Origin of the sequence: Streptomyces sp. NPDC018019, assembly GCF_044327805.1 — a bacterium.
In the GTDB taxonomy this organism is placed as follows: Bacteria; Actinomycetota; Actinomycetes; order Streptomycetales; family Streptomycetaceae; genus Streptomyces.
In genome coordinates this window covers 1-7,399 of sequence record NZ_JBIRGD010000064.1, presented here as the reverse complement: position 1 = coordinate 7,399, position 7,399 = coordinate 1, and the positions used below count along the sequence as shown (strand labels likewise).

Below are 7,399 nucleotides of genomic sequence, written 5' to 3'. Positions count from 1 at the left end.
GACGGCAACCGAGACGTCCCCCGGGCGCAGCCCCTGCCGCCCCCGGACCAGCGCTCCCCCTTCGACAGCGGCTTCCAGGGCGGCAACGACCACAACCCGTACGCCGGTACCGACACCGGTTCCTCCAGCTCGCACAGCACCCTCGCCGCCGACCACAACACGCCCTCGGACACCATCAGCACCCAGCCGACACCGGACACCACCCCGGACTCGGCCCGCCCGAACCCGGACAACAACCCCAACAACTTCACCACCCAGCCAGCCCCGGACCACACCCCCGACTCGGCCCACCCCAATCCGGACAACAACCCCAACAACCTCACTACCCAACCGGCGCCCGGCCCCGAGTCGGTCAGCACACAGCCGACGCCCGACACCACCCCGGACTCGGCCCGTCCCAATCCCGAGAACAATCCCAACAACATCTCCACCCAGCCGGCTCCCGGTCCGTCCCCCGAGGCCGCGTCGGTCCCGGACCAGCCGTCTCCGGAAAGGGCCAGTTCCCCCGGCCCCGACGCGTCCGCCGCTCCTCAGCAGCACTCGCCGTCCGTGGACCCGGTGGCAGGCAACCCGCCCAGTAACACCGGCGACGGCAGCAACAACGGCGCCTCCGACAACTCCGGCAGCAGCGGTGGTGGCCGTCCGTCCGTTCCGCACGCGGGCGTGCCCTCCCAGGGCGCACCCGTTCAGCACACGCCGTCCTCGGGCCAGCCGATCCAGCAGCGCGATCCGGCACCGGGCGACCCCATGCCGACGGTGGACGATTCCGACACCTCCGTCTCCACCCAGTCGGCCGCCACCATGACGGCGCCCCCGCCCACCCAGCACAGCGCGGACCCCAGCACCGGTACGCCCACCACACCTCAGCAGCCGCAACAGAACTCCCCCCAGTCCGCGGGCCCGGTCATGGGCGCTCCCGCCATGCCTCAGCAAGGCGCCGCCCCCGGACCCACCGCACCTCCACGCGGCAGCACTCCCACCAACCCCAGCCCCACGAACAACTCCGCGCCCACCTCCCGCACCAACCGCCGTCCCGACGGCTCGCAGGCGATTCACGACATCAGCCAGCAGCGGGACCCCGAGCGCCCGGCCTACAACCCGCGCCTCGACGGCCCGCGCCGGGACGCGGCGGCCACTCCTCCTGCCGATACCCGTCGCCCGGACGGTTCGCAGGCAATCCAGGACCACACGCAGCAACCCCGCCCGGAGCGCCCGCCCCACAACCCCCGGCTCGACGGCCCCACCCGTCCCAACGAGGCCGACGCCCCCACCCGTACCCCCTCACAGCCCAACCCCCACTCTCCTAGCTCACCACCCTCCAATACGCCGCACCCCCATCAGCCCGCTCCCCAACAGCACCCGCACCAGCAGCCTCTACAGCAGCAGCCTCCGCAGTACCAGCCGTACCAACAGCAGCCGTTCCAGCAGCCCTACCAGCAGCCAGCCCCTCAGCAGCAGCCATACCCGCAGCAGAATCCATACGCCCAGCAGCCAGCCCCTCAGCAGCAGCCCTACCAGTCCGCTCCTCAGCAGCCCCACCAACAGCAGCCCAACCACTCCCAGCCCACACTCCAGAGCCACGTCCCCACCCCCGCCCCGCAGCAGACTCCCCAGCCCCACTCACAGCCGCAGCCGCAGCCGCACCACCAGCCGTACCACCAGACCCCCCAGCCCCAGCCTCTCCCCCACCACAACCAACACCAGCCGCCTCAGCAACCCCACCAGCAGGCACCTCAGCAGCCCCCGGTCCCCCACCAGCCCCCATACCAGGCACCGGTCCCCCAGGACCCCAGCCGTCCGAGCATCCAGCACGTCCGCGCCAGCCTGAACCACCAGCCCAGCGGGCTGTACTCGCCGTACCCGCACGACCAGCAGGCGCTGGAGGCGAACTTCCCGCGGAACCCGGACGGCACCCCGCGGGCGTTCAACGACCCGTTCCAGCCCTGGGCCCGGTACCAGAACGACGGCGGCCCCACCGTCCTCGGCCGTTCCAACAACTGCGCCGACTGCACCCGCTCCTTCATGGAGTCCTGGTACGGCAACCCGCAGGTGTCGGCGGTCCGTACGTACGACCCCGACGGCAAGGGTGGCATCGACCGCGCCTCGGGCGAGCGCGATGGCACCCGGAACATCGAGCAGTGGGCGGGCACCCGGTTCCGCAACTCCGGTTCGAACTCCCAGGACGCCTACTCCCGCATCGCCGACGAACTGCGCCAGGCCGGCCACGGCGCAGCCTCCGCGGTCCTCGTCACCTGGCCCAAGAACCCCGACGGCTCGGGCGGCGGCGCCCATGTCTTCAACGCCGTGAACCACAACGGCCGGGTCATCTGGGTGGACAGCCAGACCGGTGAGATCAGCCAGCAGCCCATCAACACCAAGGCCGACGGCGTCTGGCACCTGACCCTCGACGCCAACCGCACCCCGTACGACCCCACCAAGGCCCAAACACAAACCCCTCAGCAGCAACACTCCAACCCTCAGCACCAGCCCCAGCACCAGCCGCAGCACCAGCCGCAGCAACCTCAGCCTCTCCAGCACACCCCGTACCAGCAACCGAACCCGTACGCCCAACAGCAGCCGAATCCGCACCAACAGCAACCGACCCCGAATCCGTACCAACAGCAGGCTCCGTACGCCCAACCCCAGCCATACGCGCACTCCCAGCCATACACGCACCCCCAGCCGTACGCCCACCCTCAGCAGCACACCCCCCACCCACAGACCCAGCAGCCAGCACCCCACCAGGCCCAGCCGCCCCACCAGTACCCCGGCACGCCCTCACCCGACGCCCCCTCGCCTTCGCCCGAATCCCCCACCCCCTCCTCCGAAACCCGTCCCCGCGAGCGCCCCGGTGGTCTCGACGGGCCTTCCGATGAGCACCAGCAGCGGGTCGACGAGGCGATTCCCCGGGACGGGGACGGCAACCCGGAGACGCACCCGGACCCGAACCGCGGTGACTGGGTCGATCGCATCAACGAGCCCGGTCCCGACGCTCCGGGCCGTAACAACAACTGCGTGGACGCCGCCCTCGCGACGGCCGACACGTATTCCGGCCACCCCACCGCCGCGGCCCACCGCACCCCGGACCCCAACGCGGACGGGACTCCTTCCGATCGCGGGGAGCGCAACGGCCGCGACCGGATCGAAAACACCCTCGGCGCCCGTTTCACCGACTTCGGCAACGGCCGGGACGCCTTCAACCGTCTGGAGGACACGCTTCGGCAGGCCGGCCACGGCTCCCAGGCGGTCATCGTCACCCAGGACCGCCACGGCCGCGCCCACGCCTGGAACGTCGTCAACCACCAAGGCAAGATCACCTACGTCGACTCCCAGACCGGCCGCCGCAGCGACCGGCCCCTCCACAGCGGCGACCACGGCGTGCACGCCATCCCGCTGGGCAGCGACCGCCGCCCGGTCGCCGACCGGCTGCCGGGCCAGGGGACCCCGCAGCGCGGCACGGAGGCCGGTTCGCCGGGGCGCCCGAACCGGCACGCGCTCGGCGAACCGGCAGATCCGGAACGCCGGCCACCGGCCGAGCCCGCCGGTCAGACGACAGCCGCGAACGGCTCCGGGGACGGGGATTCCGGCGGAGGCAAGGGCAAGAAGACCAAGCCTGCGTCGAGCGAGGTCAAAGCACAGGCGGAACAAGAAGCCGGCCGGCCTTTCGACAGCCAGGAATACAAGGGTTCAGCCGATTACAACCAGGCGCAGACCGAGTCGGACACCCATGACGGCATGGCCCCCGATGTGGCCCAGCAGCGGCTGCGGCGTACGCACAACGTGGCGCAGATGGACATCGGCCCGGTGCTCGATTCCTTCGACCGGTGGGCGAAACCGGGCGAGGGCGGTGAGGCGCCGCTGCTCTCCGCCGTCAGGCAGATCAACGCAAAAGGCCCCTTGGACGTCGAGGCGCTGGACAAGGTCCTGCCGGGCTTCGCCAAGCTCGACCGGCACCAGCGCATGGCCGCGATCGCCGGTCTCGGGCGGCTGAGCAATGCCGTACACGAGCAGTACTCCTCACTCAACGTCCCCATCCGGGACAACGACGTGGCCAACGGCGGTCTGCGGCTCCACCACGGTCACAACATCACCCGAGGTTCGCTCGGCAACGAAGCACCGACGGCTTGGGCGCGGGAATACGTCGCGCGGCAGAACGTCCCTGACGACGGCGGAATGACCGCCGAGGAGCACCGGAAGAAGCTCGCCATGGAGCGGAGGCGCATCAACGCCCTGTGGCGCCAGGAAGTCGGCAAAGCCGCCGACGACATCTTCCGCCCTGACATGTCCGGCCGTAATTACCTGGTCATCGAGGTCACGGAAACCCACGAAGGGCAGACCAGGACTCATTACATGATCGATTCGTCCCTGCCCAGCGCATCACGGCAGGGGGACGAGGAGCACGGGCACTCCGAGCCCCTGGGCGGCGAAGCCCTGCGGCGGGTGATGGCCGAGCATCCCGACCGGTTCAAGATTTCCGGTATGTACACCGAATACGAACCATGCGGAAACAGCAATCAGCTCGGCGGTGCCAACTGCTCGCACTACATCAGTGACAACCTGGAAAGAGAAGCCGGGGCGGAACGAACGAAGTACTCGCAACTGTCTCCGGAGCAACTGCAATCGGTGCCCGACCAGAAGAGCGATATCGACATCTCTTACGCCATCCCATACCGTTACGGAGACGTGGCGACGGAAGGCGTGGCGCCGAACCAGACAACGGAAGAGCGGCAAGCGGAACTGAAGCACAAGTGGGGTGTGGGAATGAATCAGGTACGCGGCGAACTGCTCAGGGCCTGGGACAAGGCCATCCGGACGAGGCAGTCGTAGTACCGTCCTCACGCCGTCCCCGGCGCCCCTGGTGCCTCCGGTATCACCGGCCCCCGGTGATACCGCTGCCCGCGGCGCCCCTGGCCCCCCGCTATCCCCACCTTTCGATCGGAGCCGTCCCCCGTGCATTTCGATGAAGCAGTCGAACGGCTCGTCCAGTGGCTGGACGAGCCGCAGGAGGAGAGCCGGGCTCTCCACGTCACCGGTGCCGTCGGGGCGGGCAAGTCGCGGCTGCTGGACGAGGCGCACGCACGGCGTCCGGAAACCGTCCAGGTGGACTGCCGGGGGCGGGACGCCGACGATGTCGCGGCCGCGCTGCTGGCTTCCTGGGGGCACGACGCCGACTTCCTGCGCCGGCGCGCCAATCCACTCGACGACGCGATCCGCGAGCGGGTTCAGCAGGGCGGCCAGGTGTCGGTGCTGCTCGGCAACGTGCAGTGGGCGGGCGCCTCGGTGACGTCGAAGGAAGCCGAGCGCGTTGCCGGGAACCTGGTCCCGAGGCTCATGATGTACGGCCGTCGGGCCATTCGGGTCGTCGTGGAGACCGACGCCGAACTGGCCCTCGCCGAAGTGCCGCTCACGCGCCCGGCGGCACTGTCCCTCACCGCGCCGGATGAGTCGGCGCCAGGTGCGGACCGTTCGGCGTTTCCGTCCGCCCAGGCGCTCGTCTCGGATCACCCGCAGCTGCGCCCGCTCGCCATGGCGGAACGCCGGGACGTTCCGTTCTCCGTATGGTCCTTGCTGTGCACTGCTGCGGGGATTCCCGCGAGCGAGGAGGAATTGCGTACCGTAGCGTCCTCCTGCCCTGACATCCTGTACACAGCCGAATCCCGAGGAGATGACTGTGCGGGATTCCGCCAGGACGGAGTCCGTCATCTCGTACGGTCCTTGCAGCCGCCGACGCCCGAGGAGCAACTGCGGGTCACCGATGCCCTGCTGGACCTGACGGTCAACAGGTATCCGCGCGACCGTTGGCGCGATCGGACACCGGCCGGGCATTACGCCGCCTTCGCGCTTCCTCTGCACGCGGCGTCCGCCGGCCGTCTGACCGGTTTGCTGGACGAACCGCCCTTCGTCGCCAACGCCGACCACCGTTCTCTGCTCACCGCCCTGGCCGTGGCCTACCCGGACGGTGTCCCCCAAGGCACCCGCGCCTCCGTCATTCATTACGTGGAATCGGCGGGCATTTCCCCCGCCGGCCATGACGAGTGGCTTTCCTGGCTGCACTGGGCCGAGGTCGGCCGGGGGGAACGGGAATTCGCCGACCGGCTGGCCGAGTGCGGCGGGCCACTGGCGTGGTCCACCGTATGGTCTCGCTGGCGTCCGTACGGCGTGTTCGGCCCCGCGCCCAGCGACGACGCGCGCGCCGACGAACTGCTCGTGGGCACCTTGCGGGGAGAACCCGTCGTCGTGACCCAGGTCGAGACCGACGAGGACGACCTACCGGACGACTGCGACGTCGACACCGATGCCGACGGCTTCTACACGGAGCGTCCTTGGCGCATCGAAGACGGCGCCCCGCTCGGCGGCCCGGTGGTCGTGGCGGAATGCTACGACCTTGAGGGAGAGGTCGAGAGCGCCGACGGGCGCGTCATCGACGTGGCCGCGTCGCCCCTCGGCCGGGACGGGATTCCCGCTCCCCGTACGCCGGCGGCCGTCGGCCCGCTCGCCGCGGCGGGCGCGGGTACGTGGCTCTTCGGGGGCGGCGCGGGGGTATTCGCCGTACGGGTGGCCGACGAGCAGCGGGTCGTCACCGGACCGGCATGGCGCGCTGCTCCCCTGCTGGGCACGCACAGCCGTTCCGCGCTGTGGCGCATGCCGGACGAGGCCGCCCGCCCGGACGCCCCCACGCCCGCGTGGCTGGACACCGTCTTCGGGGACGGCCTGCGCACCGTGCTCGCCGCCGACCGGCTTCCCGCCGGTCTGCGGAGCGAGGCGGCCCGCACCTTCCTGACGGTCACCGGCGTGCCGGCACTGGACGATCTTCTTCCCTTCGCGTCCCTCGACGACCTGGACGAGACCGGCTTGCCCGAAGCCGACTGGCCCGTCGGCGTCTCCCGCCCCGAAGGCACCGGCGTTCTCTACCGCCTCGGCCGTTGGGTCCGGCACGACCTTCTGCTGGACGGCGCGACCGGCCGGATCTTCCACAACTCGGACGACGAAGAAGACCCGGCGCATCGGCTCCTCGCGGGCAGCGCGGCACAGCTCTGGACGCTGCTGGCCCTGTACTGGTCCCTCCGCCGCAGCGCGCTGACCACGTCGGCGGAGAAACGGGACGCCGCACGCAGCCTGGTGTCCTGGGCCGCCCGGATCGACCCGGTCACCACCGGCCACCCGCACTGGCAAGCCGTCTTCAACGGGGACTGGAACCAGCGGGACATGTTCTGACAGGGCCGCTCGCCGCGGGAGGACCGTCGACACGATGGGGCCCTGCCGTGGGGTCACGGCGTGGGCGCCCCCCCACCCCCGGCGGCCCCCCCCCGGTCAGCCCCCCCCCCCCCCCCAAAGCCCCCACCAGATACGAGACACCGCGGACGCGGGGGGGGGGGCCGCCCCCCCCGAGCTAACCCCC

Annotated in this window: 2 protein-coding genes; both read left to right on the top strand. The window is 70.7% G+C overall.

The genetic code is table 11. The features are described 5' to 3' along the window. A partial coding sequence (locus ACH4FX_RS42935) for a toxin glutamine deamidase domain-containing protein (RefSeq protein WP_398487335.1) occupies positions 1-4,827 on the top strand: 4,827 nt, incomplete at its 5' end. Positions 4,828-4,950: 123 nt separating this feature from the next. Next, entirely contained in the window at positions 4,951-7,215 is a 2,265-nt protein-coding gene (locus ACH4FX_RS42930) for an SUKH-4 family immunity protein (protein ID WP_398487333.1), read from the top strand. The last annotated feature ends 184 nt before the right edge of the window (positions 7,216-7,399 follow it).